Source organism: Rhizobium sp. MHM7A, from assembly GCF_005862215.1.
In the GTDB taxonomy this organism is placed as follows: domain Bacteria; phylum Pseudomonadota; class Alphaproteobacteria; order Rhizobiales; family Rhizobiaceae; genus Rhizobium; species Rhizobium bangladeshense.
The window spans coordinates 251376-268958 of record NZ_VCHT01000006.1; the positions used below are offsets into that span (position 1 = coordinate 251376).

At 61.5% G+C, this 17583-nt stretch carries 20 protein-coding genes; 8 read left to right on the forward strand and 12 right to left on the reverse strand.

The features are described from left to right. The first annotated feature begins 26 nt into the window (after nt 1-26). Entirely contained in the window at nt 27-212 is a 186-nt protein-coding gene (locus tag FFR93_RS21360; RefSeq protein WP_138394672.1) for a hypothetical protein, read from the forward strand. Nucleotides 213-258: 46 nt separating this feature from the next. Here FFR93_RS21360 and FFR93_RS21365 read toward each other — a convergent pair whose 3' ends face one another. The 5 genes from FFR93_RS21365 to FFR93_RS21385 all read right to left on the reverse strand — a co-directional run bounded on the left by FFR93_RS21365 (nt 259) and on the right by FFR93_RS21385 (nt 4011). Continuing rightward, nucleotides 259-777: a hypothetical protein gene (locus tag FFR93_RS21365; RefSeq protein WP_138394673.1), complete on the reverse strand. Its 519-nt coding sequence runs from the start codon at nt 775-777 to the stop codon at nt 259-261. A gap of 117 nt (nt 778-894) precedes the next feature. Continuing rightward, a complete protein-coding gene (locus FFR93_RS21370; RefSeq protein WP_138394674.1) occupies nt 895-1419 on the reverse strand; it encodes a GXWXG domain-containing protein in 525 nt (174 codons plus the stop codon). A 217-nt stretch (nt 1420-1636) separates the two neighbouring features. Next, nucleotides 1637-2563, reverse strand: a complete 927-nt coding sequence (locus FFR93_RS21375; protein WP_064708360.1) for a manganese catalase family protein — start codon at nt 2561-2563, stop codon at nt 1637-1639. A gap of 91 nt (nt 2564-2654) precedes the next feature. Continuing rightward, nucleotides 2655-3152: a metallophosphoesterase family protein gene (locus FFR93_RS21380; RefSeq protein ID WP_138394675.1), complete on the reverse strand. Its 498-nt coding sequence runs from the start codon at nt 3150-3152 to the stop codon at nt 2655-2657. Nucleotides 3153-3189: 37 nt separating this feature from the next. Next, nucleotides 3190-4011, reverse strand: coding sequence for a DUF1206 domain-containing protein (locus FFR93_RS21385; protein WP_138394676.1), 822 nt, complete (start codon nt 4009-4011; stop codon nt 3190-3192). Nucleotides 4012-4109: 98 nt separating this feature from the next. On the opposite strand from FFR93_RS21385, the gene FFR93_RS21390 reads away from it, so the two are divergent. Further along, nucleotides 4110-4580, forward strand: a complete 471-nt coding sequence (locus FFR93_RS21390) for an NUDIX domain-containing protein (protein WP_138394677.1) — start codon at nt 4110-4112, stop codon at nt 4578-4580. 85 nt (nt 4581-4665) lie between these two features. Here the strand turns inward: FFR93_RS21390 and FFR93_RS21395 are convergent, their stop codons facing one another. Continuing rightward, entirely contained in the window at nt 4666-5661 is a 996-nt protein-coding gene (locus FFR93_RS21395) for a LacI family DNA-binding transcriptional regulator (protein ID WP_082928112.1), read from the reverse strand. A 435-nt stretch (nt 5662-6096) separates the two neighbouring features. On the opposite strand from FFR93_RS21395, the gene denD reads away from it, so the two are divergent. The 6 genes from denD (at nt 6097) to FFR93_RS21430 (ending at nt 12398) form a co-directional block, all read left to right on the forward strand. Continuing rightward, nucleotides 6097-7083: a D-erythronate dehydrogenase gene (gene denD / locus FFR93_RS21405; protein ID WP_138394678.1), complete on the forward strand. Its 987-nt coding sequence runs from the start codon at nt 6097-6099 to the stop codon at nt 7081-7083. After that, nucleotides 7080-7853 (forward strand): SDR family oxidoreductase, encoded by a 774-nt coding sequence (locus FFR93_RS21410; RefSeq protein ID WP_064712366.1) that lies wholly within the window; start codon nt 7080-7082, stop codon nt 7851-7853. Before denD ends, FFR93_RS21410 begins: the two co-directional genes overlap by 4 nt. Nucleotides 7854-7911: 58 nt before the next feature. Further along, nucleotides 7912-8979 carry a sn-glycerol-3-phosphate ABC transporter ATP-binding protein UgpC gene (ugpC, locus tag FFR93_RS21415; protein ID WP_064708354.1) on the forward strand — a complete coding sequence of 356 codons (1068 nt, stop codon included), beginning with the start codon at nt 7912-7914 and terminating at the stop codon, nt 8977-8979. A 190-nt stretch (nt 8980-9169) separates the two neighbouring features. Further along, nucleotides 9170-10474 carry an ABC transporter substrate-binding protein gene (locus FFR93_RS21420; protein WP_064708353.1) on the forward strand — a complete coding sequence of 435 codons (1305 nt, stop codon included), beginning with the start codon at nt 9170-9172 and terminating at the stop codon, nt 10472-10474. Nucleotides 10475-10555: 81 nt separating this feature from the next. Continuing rightward, nucleotides 10556-11488: a sugar ABC transporter permease gene (locus FFR93_RS21425; RefSeq protein WP_064712368.1), complete on the forward strand. Its 933-nt coding sequence runs from the start codon at nt 10556-10558 to the stop codon at nt 11486-11488. 10 nt (nt 11489-11498) lie between these two features. Beyond that, the gene (locus FFR93_RS21430) at nt 11499-12398 is read left to right on the forward strand and encodes a carbohydrate ABC transporter permease (protein ID WP_064708351.1); all 900 of its coding nucleotides are present in this window, start codon (nt 11499-11501) and stop codon (nt 12396-12398) included. Nucleotides 12399-12473: 75 nt separating this feature from the next. Here the strand turns inward: FFR93_RS21430 and FFR93_RS21435 are convergent, their stop codons facing one another. The 6 genes from FFR93_RS21435 to FFR93_RS21460 form a co-directional block, all read right to left on the reverse strand. Next, nucleotides 12474-13520: a hypothetical protein gene (locus FFR93_RS21435; protein ID WP_138394679.1), complete on the reverse strand. Its 1047-nt coding sequence runs from the start codon at nt 13518-13520 to the stop codon at nt 12474-12476. Then, nucleotides 13517-14278 (reverse strand): ATP-binding cassette domain-containing protein, encoded by a 762-nt coding sequence (locus tag FFR93_RS21440; RefSeq protein WP_138394680.1) that lies wholly within the window; start codon nt 14276-14278, stop codon nt 13517-13519. The genes FFR93_RS21435 and FFR93_RS21440 overlap by 4 nt, the downstream gene beginning before the upstream one ends. 1 nt (nt 14279) lies before the next feature. Then, nucleotides 14280-15302 (reverse strand): ABC transporter permease, encoded by a 1023-nt coding sequence (locus tag FFR93_RS21445; RefSeq protein ID WP_138394681.1) that lies wholly within the window; start codon nt 15300-15302, stop codon nt 14280-14282. Between the two features lie 69 nt (nt 15303-15371). Beyond that, a complete protein-coding gene (locus FFR93_RS21450; RefSeq protein WP_138394682.1) occupies nt 15372-16313 on the reverse strand; it encodes a substrate-binding domain-containing protein in 942 nt (313 codons plus the stop codon). Nucleotides 16314-16408: 95 nt separating this feature from the next. Further along, entirely contained in the window at nt 16409-17245 is an 837-nt protein-coding gene (locus FFR93_RS21455) for a 3-methyl-2-oxobutanoate hydroxymethyltransferase (RefSeq protein WP_138394683.1), read from the reverse strand. Continuing rightward, nucleotides 17242-17553 carry a MocE family 2Fe-2S type ferredoxin gene (locus FFR93_RS21460; protein WP_138394684.1) on the reverse strand — a complete coding sequence of 104 codons (312 nt, stop codon included), beginning with the start codon at nt 17551-17553 and terminating at the stop codon, nt 17242-17244. The genes FFR93_RS21455 and FFR93_RS21460 overlap by 4 nt, the downstream gene beginning before the upstream one ends. Nucleotides 17554-17583: the final 30 nt, after the last annotated feature.

The following is a 17583-nucleotide window of genomic DNA, read 5'->3' on the forward strand; positions in this document are numbered from 1 at the left end:
CACTGCTCCAACAGCAGGAGACCACCATGTCCAAGCGCGAACTCATCGATACAGGCACAGACAAGCGCTACGTCCGCCGCGACGATAACGGCCGCTTCACCGAGTCAGCCGACGTCGGCCGCTCGCTGTCGGCAGACAAGCGGCGGCGCGCAAAAAATGATGCGAAGCCCGGAGAAGGCGACCGCGGCGACCATCGCGCCAAAAAGCACTGAAGGTGGCGATCGAGCCGCCGCTCCGCCGAGAGCAGCGGCCCGGCTGCTATCTTTCTGCCAGGGAGGGCCGCTGCAAATCGATCCGGCTGGTCACGACCGGCTGCCCGGAAGCGGGGTCCTGGTCGACGGTCTGCAGTCGAAGCCTGTTCTGCCCGATTTTCTCGATCAGCAAAATGGCATCTCGATCCCCGTTGACCATCCGCGCCCAGGTCACACGCAGGTTAAGGGCGGCGCCTTTCCTGCTTCCTGCAAGCTTCGAAGGCAGTCCTGATGGTCCGACATACTTACCGGTATAGCCATTTCCGGCGGCCTTTACAGTCGCCGAGAAGGTTCTGGTGAAAACCGCAAGGCCGCGACACGTCCCGTTCATCGAGACGGCAGATGCACCCGCATCGGATCGGAGGGTGCAGGAGACCTTGAGGTTCGTGCCGCCTATCTTGGTGAGCACCATGCCGGTTCCGCTCCAGTCGCCGGCCAGAGACTGCAGAAATCCTGCCTCCGACGCTATTGCCTTGGCCGGCAAGCAGGAGAGCGAGAGCATAATGGCGATCAGAGCAGCACGCATGAAATCCCCCGGGTTGCGTCACGCTTTAACAGACGAGCAAGGCAGATTGTTCCCACCTCGGGCGCTCGTGCAGCCATTGCATCCGAGTGGCATCCTGCTTCCTGTTCATTCACCCTGTCACTGCGATGGGGCGTCGATCCTCCGCAGCGTGAAAAAATAGCGACGGGCATCGCCGTCGACGCACATCATACCGGCCACCTCGTCGTCCCCCGTCCTGCGGAAGTAGTCGGCGATCGGCTGCCGGTCGTAGACCATCGCGGCAGTGGAAACACTCTCGAACGTCTGAAGCTTCAGAGACGCTGTCGTACCCCGCGCCCGCAGTGCCTTCTGGAGATAGGAGAACCAGTTCCGCGCGACCCTGGTGCGGCCGAACGGTGCTGCCTTGATCGCCAGTCTGATTGGAAAGATCCCGGGTTCGATCGCCACGAGCCGATCCGACCGCCACTGGAACAGGAGGGCGTCCGCGCGCATATCCTCATGAAACCGCTTACCGAACCAGCCCAGATTCTCGAGAACGCCGTCGAGCGGGTGGTCCGATGGGATGCCCGCGCCTCGCCACAGGCCGATCATCTCGATCGGCCGGACAGGCGCCAGCGAAGAGAACCACTCCTTGACCTCTTTCTGCCGCTCCGTGCTTTTCATGCATTTTCCCTAGAGCAATTCCAGGAAAACTGCGAAGCGGTTTTCCGTCCGGAACTGCAAAAAATACAAAAGGTCAGACAGGTTCTGCGCTTCGGTGAGAAACTGAACCGCTTTAGCCACGCCATCGAACCTCTCGCCTCGGCGAAAGAAAAGGCCGACACCGCGTCGGCCTTAAGCACTTGTTCCCGCTCGAGGGCATCACCTGCCAGTCGTCTGCCTACAGCGATTTCTTGTACAGCTTCTGGGCGATCTCGAACATCTCTTCCGGCGCGTAGTCGGGCGTGAAGGCGGAGGGAACACCGACAAGCTGGTGGATCTTACCGCCTTCCGGCATGCCCTCGACGACTTCGAGCTCGCCCGGCGGATCGTCCGGCAGCGCGACTTCGTCGTTGCTCCAGATGCCGGCGATTTCCTTGTAGTCGTTCGGGCTCCAGGTGTAGAGGCGGCGATGCGATCCTTCGTCGAGATATTTCTGCGCCTCCGGAATGTTGGCGAGCGGGATGTTGGGGCAGGGGAGAAACTTCTCGATCTCGACGCCGGTGATCTTCTTCAACGCAAGCGCATAGGCATGCGCATGCACCGAGCCGCGAACAAGCAGATATCCGCAGACTTCGCGCCCTGTCGGGTCCGTAACAGTTTCGTAGACCCTGAGCTTATGAAGTCTGGCGCCGCATTCGAGATGAAAGTTGTGCAGCAGGTCGAAGACGATGTTGCCGGTCGTGGTGATGAAGTCGTTGTTCCACGGGGCGCCGTTGCTATTGACCGGCATTGCGCCGCCGCCGCCCGACAGGAAGCTCGCGGCAAGGCGGATGTCCTTCATGTCCTCGAAGGGCGCGCCGGAAATGTCGCCGCCATCGCCTGCGTCGCCATCGGGCATGTCAGGGCCGTTGGCAAGCATGGCGACGCCGTTGCTGACAAGCTCGACATGGCCGAGCTCCTCCGCGGTAATACTGGCGACCAGGCTGTAGAACGGCCGGAGCTTCGATTTGGAGCGAAAGTTGAAACTCTGGAACATGTAGTTGCCGAGAGTCGACATCTCTCCGTATTTGCCGCCAAGCAGCTCCTGGAGGGCTGCGGCCGCATTTGGGTCTGCGGCCTTTGGCGCGGGCAATTCCGCCTGCAATTGATCGACGCGCATAAACATCAGGAAGTTCCTTTGGTTGAGAAAACACTGCCCAACCTCGCCGGGCGGCGCCGGTTCCCGCCTAAATGGAAATGTTCCCGATGGGGCGGGATCACGGCCCTCGCTTCGTTGACAACAAGGATTGCAGCGATACGGGCCTGAGGCCCTGGGCATCGACCCCGACGTCGTACTGGCGCGGCAGGGGCTTCAGGCGACCATGGGAATGTCCGTGCAGATTGATCGACTTCTTGCCCATCTTGTTCCATGTGCGGAACGGATAGTGGCAAAGGATCAGCAGATGATCGTCCAGCGTCATCTCGCTATAGTGCTGAACGCTCGCCCACCCCGTCGCCTCTGTCGTCGTCGGAGGGTCATTATTGCCGATGATGAGGTGCTTTCGCCCGTTCAGCATCGAAAGGAGCTGGTCACAGTCCCCGCCGCGGAAAGACATGAAGTCGCCGAGATGCCAGATGTCGTCCTGCGGATCAACGATCTCGTTCCAGTTCCTGATCAGCGTCACGTCATGGGAAGTCATGTCGGGAAAGGGGCGTCGGTCGATGCGAAGGACGCGAGGATCTGCAAAGTGGGTATCGCCGGTGAAGTAGATCATTTGACAGAGATGGCGCAGCCCGCTCGGTTGGAAAGCGCTAGTGGCCAGGTGTCGGGATCGAAGCTTTCACGTCATCGAGAGACGGGCTTCGCACAATACGGTAGCGCGCTTCAATGAGATTGTAGACGCCGAAGGCTGCCAGTCCGATCGCAACGGCGATATAGAGGATCGAGCCGAAAGGCATCTGCCTCACCCATTCAAGCGCGTCCGCCATGCTGCCAGCCTGTTGAGGGTCGACGCGAAAACCCGCATAGGCGAAAAAGAGCCCTGTGATCGCGAAGACGACGCCGCGTGCAACGAGGCCGTATATGCAGACGGTGGTCACTACGCCGCTGGCGTCGGCGAGCCTGAGATAGCGCCTGAATTTCTTGGTAATGCCCTTGGCTGCCGTCACGACCCCGCCGATGATGAAGCCGAGGCCGACGGCTACGGCAAGATAGGCGCCGAACGGCTGCGACATGATCCATTGGGCCAATCCCTTCTCACCCGATCCTTGGCTTCCGCCGCCGCTGAAGAGTGCGTGTCCCAGCGCGTATCCGGCAAGTCCGAGGTAGACCACGGCGCTGCCGAAGAGAACGGTGCGGATCGCGACGCCCTTGGTATCGCTGCCATGGCCGTCGCTGTCCGCCAAGGACTGCGCCAGTCGCCAGCCGACGAAACCAAGAAGGCCGATGCCGATAAGCCCGACCCAGACGCGGCCGAAGGGCTGTGCGAGAAGCGTCGAAAGTGCCGATTTCGTTTCCGGCTCACCTCCGGCGACGCCGGAGAAGAGGGCCAGGCCTGCCACAAGAAGGAACACGGCGCCGCGCGCCACATAGCCGCTCTTGGCAAGCAGGTCGAAACGAAATCCTTTGGGCATGATATTCTCCGCGCGTCTGTGTGGCTGTCACCTCTAACGCGCCACCGCGCGGAAAGTTGTCGTCTGGGGAAAGAGCATGATCATCCGGGGAGTTACCGATGCCTGTCCGTAGCGCCGGGCTTCTTATCTACCGGCTTCTCGAGACGAGGCTGGAAATCCTGCTCGTCCATCCCGGCGGTCCCTTCTGGGCGAAGAAGGACGAGGGCGCCTGGTCGATCCCGAAAGGATTGATCGAAGCCGGTGAAGACGAACTGTCGGCAGCGATCCGGGAGGCGCAGGAGGAGCTCGGCGCCGAACTTCAAGGAACCTTCGCCCGGCTCGGAGAATATCGCCAACCCGGCGGAAAGGTGGTGGTCGTCTGGTCGGTGGAGGCGGACGCAGCGCTTGATGTCGAGACGGTCCGGAGTTCAGAGTTTCAGATCGAATGGCCGCCGCGATCGGGCCGGATCCAAAGTTTTCCCGAGGTCGACCGCGCCGGATGGTTTGCTACTGCGGAGGCTGAGATCAAGATTCTCAAGGGCCAGCTCCCCATGCTTGCCGATCTGGTAAAACAGCTCGGTCGAGTCTAGGAACCGGGTCTCTGCCATCGTTCTCTTTCGACAGCAATAAAGGAACGGCCGGGCCAGCGCATTGGAGGCGAGCACGAGGCATTCCTCAATAGACTCCGGTGATCTCCGGAGTGAAGGCAATTACTTTTTCGGATATCTGACTTTCACCGCTGCTCGCAGCGAGCAGAAGCGCGGCGGCCACTTCACCCATCTGACGCCGTGGCGAGATCGAGGTTGCGATCCTGACGGGGAGGGCGCTGGCGACATCCAGCCCATTGAATCCGGCTATCAGGATTTCCGCAGGGCTGGGAATGCCGAGTTCCAGGCAGGCGAAGACGCCGCCCGTTGCCATGTCATCGTTGGAATAATAGATGCAATCGAGATCCCTGGTCGCCGCCAGCATCGACATCGATAGCCGCTTGCCGTGCGCCACCGAGGAGTAGGCGGCGTTGATCCGCTCGTCGACGAAAGAAAGGCCGCTCTCGCGCAGCACCTTCTCGAAGCCGGCCTTTCGCTTGCCGGCGCGCAGATCCCTGTCGGTCGCGCTGCCGATATAGCCGAACCGCCGCCGGCCGGCCGCCAAAAGCGCTTTTGCCATCTCTTCTCCAGCCTTGCCGTGCGAAAGGCCGACGTTGAAATCAATCGGCGTGCCGTCGAGGTCCATCAGCTGGATGACCGGGATGGCTGCATTCTGCAGCATTCTGACTGTTTCTGCCGGCTGATCGAGACCCGTCACGATGATGGCGGCAGGCCGCCAGGAGAGCATGTCGCGAATAATCTCGCGTTCTTTCGTCATATCGTAATCGGAGATGCCGAAGACCGCCTGCATGCCGGATCCTCGCAGCCCGGCCGAAATGCCCGCCAACATTTCGGGAAAGACGATGTTCGACATGCTGGGAACGACGACGGCGACGAGGTTCGTGCGCTGCGAAGACAGTGAGAGCGCAAGCCGGTTGCCGACATAGCTTAGCCGCTCGGCCTGCTCAAGCACTTTTTCGCGGGTCTCCTTGGAGACGTCGGCGGCGCCGCGAAGTGCGCGCGATGCCGTCATCTTGCTGACGCCGGCCGCAGCGGCAACTTCTTCCAGTGTGGATTTACGCATCGCACCGACCCCATCGTCGAATTGCCCCGCCACCGGGCAACGTCAGATTCATAGGCTCTTTTCTCAAAAAGGAAAACACTCACTACTTGACATACACGTCAAAAATAGGCGTTGTTACCGATACCGGTATCGATAACAGTGATCGGAAACGGGGAGAGAAGCCAGCGGGAGATAGCGAAGGCAATGGTTATCGGATCGGGGTTGACGGGCTGAAGGGGAGGGCTTCGAAACAGCCGACAACTCATGTTCGATTACAATCACCTGCGGATCAGGAAAGGTGACTTGACCCGCCGGTTGCAAACCTATCTGAATTCGCTCTGGCATGTGCCGACCGGGCCGCTTCCCGAGCGCCCGGCTCGGGCCAAGGGTCCGCAAGGACAATGACGAGCAGTGCGATTTTGAGCGAGACGCCGGCCGACGGGAGGAAGAGCCGATATGCATGTGATGATTTTGGGCGCGGCCGGCATGATCGGCCGCAAGCTGGTCGAGAGGATCGCGCGCGAGCCGCTGGTTTTCGACCGGCCCGTCACTCGCCTGACGCTGGTGGACGCCTTTCAGCCGCCGGTGCCGGAAACGCTCCGGTCCGTCTCCACGGCGATGACGGTCGACCTCTCCGCGGTCGGCGCGGCCGACAAGCTCATCGAAAACCGGCCGGACCTGATCTTCCATCTCGCCGCAGTCGTTTCCGGCGAGGCCGAGGCGGATTTCGACAAGGGTTACGCCGTCAATCTCGACGGCACGCGCGCGCTTTTCGACGCGATCCGCCAATTCGGCCTGAAGAGCGCCTATGTACCGCGGGTCGTCTTCGCCTCCTCGATCGCTGTCTTCGGCACGCCGTTCCCGGAGGTCATTCCGGACGAGTTCTTCACAACGCCGCTGACGAGCTACGGCACCCAGAAGGCGGTCGCCGAACTGCTGCTTGCCGATTATTCCCGTCGCGGCATCTTCGACGGCATCGGCATCCGGCTGCCGACGATCTGCGTACGCCCCGGCGCACCGAACAAGGCGGCCTCGGGTTTCTTTTCCAATATCCTGCGCGAGCCGCTGGTCGGCAAGGAGGCCATACTGCCAGTCAGCGACAGCGTGCGGCACTGGTTTGCAAGTCCGCGCGCGGCCGTCGGCTTCTTCGTCCATGCCGCGACGATCGATACGGCGAGGATCGGCGCGCGGCGCAACCTCACGATGCCGGGGCTCTCGGCGCTGGTCTCCGAAGAGATTGAAGCCTTGCGCCGCGTTGCCGGCGACAAGGCGGTCGCCCTCATCAAACGCGTGCCTGATCCGGTGATCGAGCGCATCGTCGCCGGCTGGCCGACCCAGTTTAATGCCGAGAGGGCCTCTTCCCTGGGCTTCAAGGCGGAGACAAGCTTCGACGAAATTCTGCAGGTGCATATCGAGGATGAACTCGGCGGGAGGATTGCGTGAGCTTATCGGCGAGCGGAGAACCAAGGATCGCGCTTGTTACCGGCGGTGGCACCGGCGTCGGGCGTGCCATATCAAAGGGACTCGGCGCTGCCGGCTACAGCGTCGTGATTTCAGGACGACGGGCCGATGTGCTTGAGAAGGCGGCGAATGAGCTAGGCAGAGAAACGGAGGCCGAGTTTTCCGCGGTTCCCGCCGATGTCGGGGACCCCGCTTCGGTGCGGGCTCTGTTCGATGCGATCTCGGAGAAATACGGGCGGCTGGACCTCTTGGTCAACAATGCCGGCGTCACCGTGCCGGGAGTGCCGCTCGAGGAGGTTTCCTTCGAGCAATGGGGTGCCATCGTCGCCGCCAATCTCACCGGCGCCTTCCTCTGCACGCAGCAGGCCTTCCGCCTGATGAAGAGCCAGAACCCGCGCGGCGGGCGCATCATCAACAACGGCTCCGTCTCGGCGACGACGCCGCGCCCCAATTCAGCTCCTTATACGGCAACCAAGCACGCCATAACCGGGCTGACGAAATCCACTGCCCTTGACGGGCGCGAATTCGACATCGCCTGCGGCCAGATCGATATCGGCAATGCCGCAAGTGACATGACGACGAGAATTGCCGCCGGCGTGCTGCAGGCGAACGGCAGCATCGCCGCGGAGGCGACGATCGACCCGGCCCATATCGCCGACGCGGTCGTCTACATGGCTGGCCTGCCGCTCAGCGCAAATGTGCTGACCATGACTGTCATGGCGACGAAAATGCCCTTCGTCGGACGGGGGTAAGGAGACAGGCAGCCGCCGGCGACATATATGCAGTGCTTATGATCTGGGAGGAGGGAGTATGGCAAACGTTCAATTCGAAGACGTCCGGAAATCATTCGGTGCGCATCCCGTCATCAAGGGGGTGGACATCGATATCGCCGACGGCGAATTCGTCATCCTCGTCGGCCCCTCGGGCTGCGGCAAGTCCACGCTTCTGAGGATGCTGGCCGGGCTCGAGAACATTTCCGGCGGCGAGATCAAGATCGGCGGACGCGTCGTCAATACGCTGCCGCCGAAGGATCGCGACATTGCCATGGTGTTCCAGAATTATGCGCTCTACCCGCATATGACGGTGGAGCAGAACATGGGCTTTTCGCTCATGCTCAACAAGGCGCCGAAGGCGGAAGCCGAAAAGCGGGTGAAATATGCCGCCGGCATCCTGGGCCTCGACAAGCTGCTCGATCGTTATCCACGTCAGCTTTCCGGCGGCCAGCGCCAGCGCGTCGCCATGGGCCGAGCCATCGTGCGCGACCCGGAAGTCTTCCTGTTCGACGAGCCGCTGTCCAACCTCGATGCGAAACTGCGCGTCGCCATGCGCGCGGAAATCAAGGAACTGCACCAGCGCCTGAAGACGACGACCGTCTACGTCACCCATGACCAGATCGAGGCGATGACGATGGCCGACAAGATCGTCGTCATGCATGACGGCATCGTCGAGCAGATCGGCACACCGCTCGAGCTTTACGACCGCCCCGCCAATCTCTTCGTCGGCGGCTTCATCGGCTCGCCGGCAATGAACATGATCCATGGCCGGCTCGATCCGGAAGATCCCAGCCAATTCGTCGCGGCCAACGGAACGCGGCTGCCTGTCTCCAATCCGCCGGCGAGCGCTATCGGCCGCGATCTCGTCTACGGGCTGCGACCCGAATATATCTCGCTCGATCCCAACGGGCTGCCGGCCGAGATCGTGGTGATCGAGCCGACCGGCTATGAGACGCATCTGACTGTCCGCCTCGGCGGCAGCGATGTCAGCTGCGTCTTCCGCGAGCGTGTCGATGCCCGCCCGGGCGAAGCCATCCGTGTGGCTATCGACGCCAAGCATGTCCATCTCTTCGACGCCGAAGGCGGCAGGAGATTGACCGACTGAGGCTATCCGGCGGGACCAGGGGGAGGAGGAGTCTTCCATTCCGCCGGAGCGCAAGCATTCGAGGGGCGAGTTTCTCCACGGGGCGCAGCCTCCCTGGGGAGCTTGCGCCCCCGGGATGCCAGGCCGCCATTCACCAAGCGGGAGGTGGATGCCGGAGAATGCTCCCGCTGTTTCAATCAGGAGGAATCTCATGACGATCAAGAGACGTGAATTTCTTGCCGCATCGGCAGCCGTCGCCGGTGTCGCCGGCCTTGGCATCAAGCCATCCCTAGCGCAGGCCGAACCGACCTATACGCCGGAAAGCGGCGCGAGCCTGCGGCTGCTGCGCTGGACGCCTTTCGTGAAGGGCGACGAGGATGCCTGGATCGCCAATACCAAGAAGTTCACCGAAGCCACAGGCGTGGAAGTGCGCATCGACAAGGAGAGCTGGGAGGATATCCGCCCGAAGGCAGCCGTTGCGGCCAATGTCGGCTCGGGCCCCGACCTCATCATGTGCTGGTTCGACGATGCGCATCAATATCCTGACAAGCTGGTCGATCTCACCGAACTCGGCAACTATCTCGGCAACAAGTATGAGGGCTGGTACGACGGCCTCAAGGGATACGCTACACGCGACGACAAATTCATCGCCATGCCGCTGACGACGATCGGCAATGCCGTCGTCTATCGCGACAGCCACGTCAAGGCGGCCGGCTTCAACGAATTTCCGAATGATACCGCAGGCTTCCTCGAGCTATGCAAGGCCATGAAGGCGAAAGGGACGCCCGCCGGCTTCCCGCACGGCAAGGCAGTCGGCGACGGCAACAACTACGCCCATTGGCTGCTCTGGAGCCATGGCGGCAAAATGGTCGATGAAAGCGGCACGGTAACGATCAACAGCCCGGAAACGCTCGCCTCGATCAACTATGCCAAGGAGCTCTACGCGACCTTCATTCCGGGCACGGAAAGCTGGCAGGACGTCAACAACAACCGCGCCTTCCTCGCCGGCCAGGTATCGCTGATCGCAAATGGCGTCTCGGTCTATTACACGGCCAAGAACGATCCGAAGCTCGCCGAGATCGCCAAGGACATGCGCACGACAAACTTCCCGATCGGACCGGTCGGCAAGAGCGTCGAGCTTTTCCAGACGAGCTCGCTGCTGCTCTTCAAGCACACCAAATATCCGGAAGCGGCCAAGGCATATATCAAGTTCATGATGGAAGCCGACCAGATGAACGCCTGGATCCAAGGCTCCAGCGCCTATTGCTGCCAGCCCCTCAAGGCCTTTGCCAAGAACCCGATCTGGACCGCCGATCCGGTCCACGCACCCTATGCGCGCGCATCGGAAAGGCTGCGTCCGAACGGCTATGCCGGCCCGCTCGGCTACGCCTCGGCGGGGACCATGGCCGATTATGTGCTGGTCGACATGTATGCCGCCGCCGTTACCGGCCAGAAGTCGCCCGAGGACGCAATGAAGGAAGCCGAACGCCGGGCGAACCGCTACTACCGCGTCTGATCCAGAGCCGAGACCTGCGGCATGCCGGGTTTGAGGCATGCCGCGAGCTCCTCAGGACTGAATGCAATCTGGAGACAAGCAATGTCGACCTTGAAATCCGGGGATACGCGCGGCCCGATCTCCTCGCTCATGCAGAACAACAACGTGCTCGGTTTCCTGTTCATGCTCCCGGCCGCGGTGTTCCTCGTCTGCTTTCTCACGTATCCATTGGGGCTCGGCGTCTGGCTAGGCTTCACCGATACCCGGATCGGCCGGGACGGCATCTTCATCGGCTTGGAGAACTATCAGTTCCTGGCCGATGACGCGGTCTTCTGGCTATCGGTCTTCAACACCATCCTCTACACACTGATCGCCTCCGTGCTGAAATTCGCGCTCGGCCTCTGGCTGGCGCTGCTTCTGAACCAGCACCTTCCGTTCAAATCCTTCTTCCGGGCGATCGTCCTCCTGCCCTGGGTGGTGCCGACGGTGCTTTCGGCGCTGGCCTTCTGGTGGATCTACGATTCCCAATTCTCGATCGTCTCCTGGTCGCTGATGAAGCTCGGGCTGATCGACGCGCCGATCAACTTCCTCGGCGATCCCACCAACGCACGCATCGCCGTGATCGTCGCCAATGTCTGGCGCGGCATTCCCTTCGTGGCGATCTCGCTGCTCGCCGGCCTGCAGACCATCCCGGCCTCGCTGCAGGAGGCGGCCTCGCTCGACGGCGCGACCAGCTGGCAGCGCTTCCGCTATGTGACGCTGCCGATGCTGACGCCGATCATCGCAGTCGTCATGACCTTCTCGGTGCTCTTCACCTTCACGGACTTCCAGCTGATCTACGTGCTGACCAAGGGCGGGCCGGTCAACGCCACGCATCTGATGGCGACCCTCTCCTTCCAGCGCGGCATTCCAGGCGGGCAGCTCGGCGAGGGGGCAGCCATCGCCGTCGCCATGGTGCCATTCCTGCTCGGCGCCATCATGTTCAGTTTCTTCGGTCTGCAGCGCCGCAAATGGCAGCAGGGCGGACAGGATTAAGGAGGAAGCCATGTCGACCAATCTGAAAACGGCCGATGAGGTCCTGACCGACAATGCCGAAGGCATGAGCTATCTGAACCGCCTGCCGCGGCGCGTGGTGATGCTCTACCTGCCGATGGCCGTCTTCGTCTTCGTGCTGCTCTTTCCCTTCTACTGGATGGCGATCACCGCCGTGAAGCCGAACGAGCAGCTGACGGATTACAGCAACTACAGCCCGTTCTGGGTGATCGGGCCGACCCTCGATCATATCAAATACCTGTTCCTCGAGACATCCTATCCCGGGTGGCTGTGGAATACGATGCTGGTCGCTGTGGGGTCGACGGCGCTGTCGCTGGTGGCCTCGGTCTTCGGCGCCTATGCGATCGAGCGTGTGCGCTTCACCGGCTCGCGCCAGATCGGCCTCGTCATCTTTCTCGCCTACCTCATTCCGCCGTCCATCCTCTTCATCCCACTCGCCTTCATCGTCTTCAAGCTCGGAATCTACGACTCGCGCCTGGCGCTGATCTTCACCTATCCGACTTTCCTCATTCCCTTCTGCACATGGCTGCTGATGGGCTATTTCCGCTCGATACCCTTCGAGCTCGAGGAAAGTGCACTGGTGGATGGCGCCAATCGCTGGCAGATCCTGGTGAAGATCATCCTGCCGCTTGCGGTGCCGGGCCTTATCTCGGCCGGCATCTTCGCATTCACGCTGTCCTGGAACGAGTTCATCTACGCGCTGACATTCATTCAGTCCTCGGAGAACAAGACCATTCCCGTCGGCGTCCTGACAGAACTGGTTCGCGGCGACGTCTTCGAATGGGGGTCGCTGATGGCGGGCGCACTGTTCGGCTCACTGCCTGTGGTCATCCTCTATTCCTTCTTCGTCGACTATTACGTGTCTTCGATGACGGGCGCGGTGAAGGAGTAGCGCGCGGGCCGGCCTTATCAGCAACCGGCAGGGCAAGTCGTTGGCTGCCCTGCCATCGATCTTGCGTCCTTCGCCTCAATCGAGAAAGTGCCTGCGAAAAGCCAGGCGCCGCAAACCTCCTCGATCGCCGCACACTTCGATGGCATGGTCCACTATGCGGACATCCTTGACCCGCTCGCCCGAAGGCCAGCGGACGGCGCCTATGACATGCCTGACTTCGGTTTCGCCATCCCGGATCAAGGTGAGTGCACCCGGACCAGAGAGGTCATCTTCGCTGGAGTGGCTGAGTAAGACTGCCGCGGCGCTCTCCTCGACCCCCAAACAGCCAAAGTGGCGACCAGACCAGGGAGGATAGTCGCGGCCGCCGTTGGAATGCCAAAGGACCGTCGTTGGCAAGCGTCTGGCATTCCGGAGAGACAGGAACAGATCGCCCTCAACCGGCCGCGTCACCGCCGTCCAGCCCAAGCTGTGCTCTCGGGCTTCGATGCCGGTGACGACGTCTTCATGTCGCGGGTTCCACGGGAACCGAGTGAGATCGACCGACCCGTCGATCCCGGGAAACCGGTCGGGCATCGTTGATCGCTCCGGGTAGCGCAGACCGGAACGCCCGCGCGCGGGATCGGCTTCGGGCGGTGCCGGTGGCGTCTCCCAGGCCAATTTGGGCGAGCAACTGATCAATCCGCCCCGGGGCAGCGACACATTGGCATGGTTCGAAATGGCAATGCGGCCACTGCCGCCTGTGAAGACATGGCGCTGGTAGACGAACGGGTGCCCGTCTTCGACCTCTAGTTCCTTGCTGACGATAGCGCCGTAGACGGTGCGCAGTAGCCTCGCCCGGAGCCACGCGCCCCCTCGTTCGACGACGTTCCAGGGCGAATTGGCCGTCCAGCCATGAAGCGGCGATTCCTCTTCGCTGCCCGCGAACGGGGCGCAGAAGAAATCGCCGCCGAGCGTCGCAAGATGCGGCGGTGTGCCAGGCGGCATTACCTCCCCGGTGCCGACCCAAGGAGCGCGGTGCAATGGAGCAATCTCGTGTCCCTCGTCTTCCACCGTGAAGCCGTCGAGGAGACCGGTCCGTCCATCAAAGCCGAAGCGGATTCCCTTGGCGCCGATCTCGATCATGCCGCCATATGTTCGCCGGTGATGATGTTTTCTACCTCCTGGATCGATGAGGTAGCAGGGCTTAGATCGTCGGCGACGACGCTGCCGCGCCGCATCACCACCATGCGGTCCACCACCTGGAAGACATGATGGATGTTGTGAGCGATGAAAATGCAGGAGTGGCCGGTGTCGCGCGCCTCGCGCACGAAGCGCAGTACCCCTTGGGTTTCAGCCACGCCGAGATTATTGGTTGGTTCGTCAAGCACGATCAGGTCGCTGTCGAAATACATGGCGCGCGCGATGGCCACGGCCTGCCGTTCCCCCCCGGAAAGCGATCCGATCGGCGTGGTGGGCGGAATGTTCTTGGATATGCCGACGCGCCTCAGCAGATCGGCGGCAACCGCGTTCATCCGCTCCTGGTCCAGCCGGTCGAGGAAGCGGGGGCCTGTTCTGAGCTCCCGTCCGAGAAAGAGGTTCCGAGCGATGGAAAGCTGCGGGACCAGCGCGGAGTCCTGATAGATGGTCTCGATGCCGCTGCCGATTGCATCATTGGTACTGCGCAACCGCACTTCGCGGCCCTTGATGAATATCTGGCCGGAGGTGTAGGGAACCGCGCCCGACAGAACCTTGATCAGGGTGGACTTGCCCGCGCCGTTATCGCCGAGAAGGCCGACGATCTCGCCCCTCCTTATCGTGAGGTTCACGTCGCGCAAAGCGTGGACCCGGCCATAGAATTTCTCGATATGCCGCATTTCGACCAGAGTTTCGGTACCGCTCATCTCAGATCCCCGTATTATGCCGGCGTTCGAGGCCGGCATGGAGCGCCATCATCGCCAGGATGATCGCACCGATGAAGATGTTGTAGGCGAGACCAGGCACCCCGATCAGCACGATCCCGTTTCGCATAAGTCGCAGGATCAGCACGCCGATCATGGTCCCGAGGATCGTCCCGCGGCCGCCGGTCAACACTGTGCCGCCGATCACAACCATCGCGATGACCTCGAGCTCATAGCCCGTTCCGGCATTCGGGTTGGCGGCCGAGACCCGGATCGACGAGACGATGCCGGCAAAGGCCGCCATCGCCGCCGACAGCATGAACAGGATCACCTTGACCCTGGCAGTCGGCACGCCGCGGTTTCGAGCGGCATTGGGATTCCCGCCGGTCGCCTGAATCCAGTTACCGAACCGCGTGCGGGTCAAGACGTAGTGGAGCGCCAATGCCAGCGCCACGAACCAGATCAGGCTCATGAAGACACGCAGGTTTCCGATATAGAAGTCGCCGACCAGCAATTGCGCCAACCATTGTTCGCCGGCGTTCCAGGTGCGCTGCGGAAAGCCTGCCGTCAGCCACAAGGCCGTGCCGCGGATGACCAGCAGCGTTCCCAGCGTCACCAGGAATGAAGGGATAGCGAGACGGGTGACAAAGAGGCCGTTGAAAAGGCCGATCGCCAGAGCGACGGCCATTCCCGCAAGGAACGCGAGCGGCAGGGGAAGCAGGTCCGCGTTGAACAATGTCCACATCACCACGGGAGCAAAGCCGAAGACGGAGCCGACCGAAAGGTCAAATTCCCCAGCGGTCATCAGAAGCGTCATCGCTAGCGCAATGAGGCCGAGTTCGACGGTGAAAGTGAGGGCATTGCCGATGTTGATCAGCGACAGAAAGGCGGGGTTGATCGCCGTGAAAACAACCAGCATCGCGATCAGAAGGACGAAAGGCCCGAATTCCGGATACGCGATAAAGGCCCTGACAGGGCTCGGACTTTCAGGTGACGGGGTGAGAGCATCGCTGCTTTGCTCGATCATGGTGCGCACTCGCTTTAGGGCTGGAAAGGGCATCCGCGATAATGTACCGCGGATGCCGAGATGGCATGCTTATTTGCCGCCCATGATCTTGGCGTAGAAAGGCGCCTTGTCGGCTTCGTAGAGTGCACCGGTAATGATGTCGAAGTTGATCGGAATACCGCTCGCTTCAGACATTAGCGCCGAAAGGCACATGTAGGACGTCGCCAATGGATCCTGCCACATGCCGGCATTCACATAACCTTCGCTGACCTCTGACGTCGTATCTAATGAGTTGCCCCATCCCACCACCGGAATCTCGCCCTTGGCAATGCCGGCCTGGTCCCAGACGCGTTTGATCGAACCGGTTACGAGATCGCCGAGACCGATGACGGCATTGATCTTTTTGCGGTTGGCGGTGACGTAGTCGGTCATCCGGTTGATGGCCTCCGCCTGGTCGTAGGAGGCGTCCTGGATTTCCCAGGTAATCCCGAGCGGCTTGAAGACTTCGTCGGCACCCGCCGATTCCTCTTCGCCGTAGCCTGCGCCCGGAACTTCGAGCGGCATCCAGACGAAGTCGCCCTTCTTCACCAGCTTATGGTCGACCAGATACTGCGCCCAGGTGCGGCCGACGACCTTGAGATCGACGCCGACATAGGCTCTCCAGGCCGGCGCCGGGTCCTTGGTGTTGAAGTTGATGACCGGAATGTTCGCCCGGTTGGCCTCGTTGACAACGTCCACCAAAGTGCCAGGCCCCGGGCTCGTCGTGCAGATACCGTTGGCGCCGGCGGCAATGGCGGCGCGGATGGCTTCCTGATGGCTCGGTACGTCATTCGAATGGAACGAGGTGTTCACCTTCACACCGGTATCGGCAGCGAATTTCTCGGCTCCCTGAAGAAAGTAGGTCCAGACCGGATCGGTCGGCGAGCCGTGCGAAATCCAGTAAAAGGTTTTGTTCGCGGCATCCTGCGCCACTGCAACTGCTGGCATCAGCGCCAATGCGGCCACCGCGCCCAGAAAAGTTCGTCTCAGCATGTCCTGTCTCCTCCCGTTGGTGGCCGGTCTCTATGCTCCTTCCGGCCGGTGAAATCTGTTGTGTTACGAGCGACGTGTTGGCTCGGTCGGCCTCCTCATTGCCGATCGACCCCGTCGATGAATTTCTCCAGTTCGCGCGGATCCATGCGGATCAGATGGCGGTCCTGCGGGAAAGTGCCGTCGGCGACATCCGCGGCATATTCGCTGAAAGCCGCGATCCGCTCGCGTTGCAGCCGCGCATATTCCGCACCGAAATCGCGATAGGCCCGGGCGTGGCGCGGAACATGACCTTCGGTGTAGCCCAGTATGTCGTTGGCGAAGAGATATTGCGCGTCGCAACCCGGCCCGGCGCCCATCGACCATAGCAGGATTCCGACTCGCTTGCTGATCTCGGCCGCAACCTCCGCAGGCACGACCTCGATTTCGACCGCGAAGGCACCGGCGCTCTCATAGGCCTTGACTTCCTCGAAGAGCCGCAGCGCCGCCTCGGCAGTCTTTCCGACCGCTTTGAAGCCACCGCTCCAGGTGGCGCGGGCAGGAACCAGCCCGACGTGACCAACGACAGGGAAATATTCATGGGAGAGCTTTTCGACCGTCCTCAGCGAGCCCGAACAGTAGACTGCGTCGGCACCCCGGTTCAGCGCATTGCCACACCAGCGGAGATAATCGTCCGAGGTGCCCATCTCGAGATGGGTCTGCCCGGTCATCGAAAAGACCGTCGGGGCAACCGCGCGGTAGCGCGGATCAAGGACGATCTCGGCCGGCACGGAGGCGATGTCGATCCCCGCTGCTTCGGCGGCTGCCGCCTCATCGAGGCTGAAATAGCGCAGCATGGTCAGCTGGCGCCGGCCCTTCAAGGCGCGCAGGTCCGCCACCGTCGGCAAACGGCGTGATGTGGCACCCCGGTTCACATGTCTCGTAACCTCTGTCATTCGACCAACACCAGGACTTGCCCGTCCTCGCGACGGACAGAATAGGTTCGCAGGTTCTCGCAGGCAGGCGAGCGCTTGGCCTCCCCTGTGCGATAGTCGAATTGGCCATTGTGTTTCGGACACTCGATCACATAGTCGAGCACCAGTCCGTCTGAAAGCTCCACCTGCTCGTGAGTACAGAGCCCATCGGTGCAAAAGAATTCGTCGTCAGGGCTCCGAAAGATAGCAAAGCTCCGTCCGCCATGGACCCAGCCCAAAACGTCTTCCTTGTCGATCTCGTCTTCGGCGCAGGCAGCTACCCAGGGCATATCATCCTCGTCTCGATCTTGATTGATAAT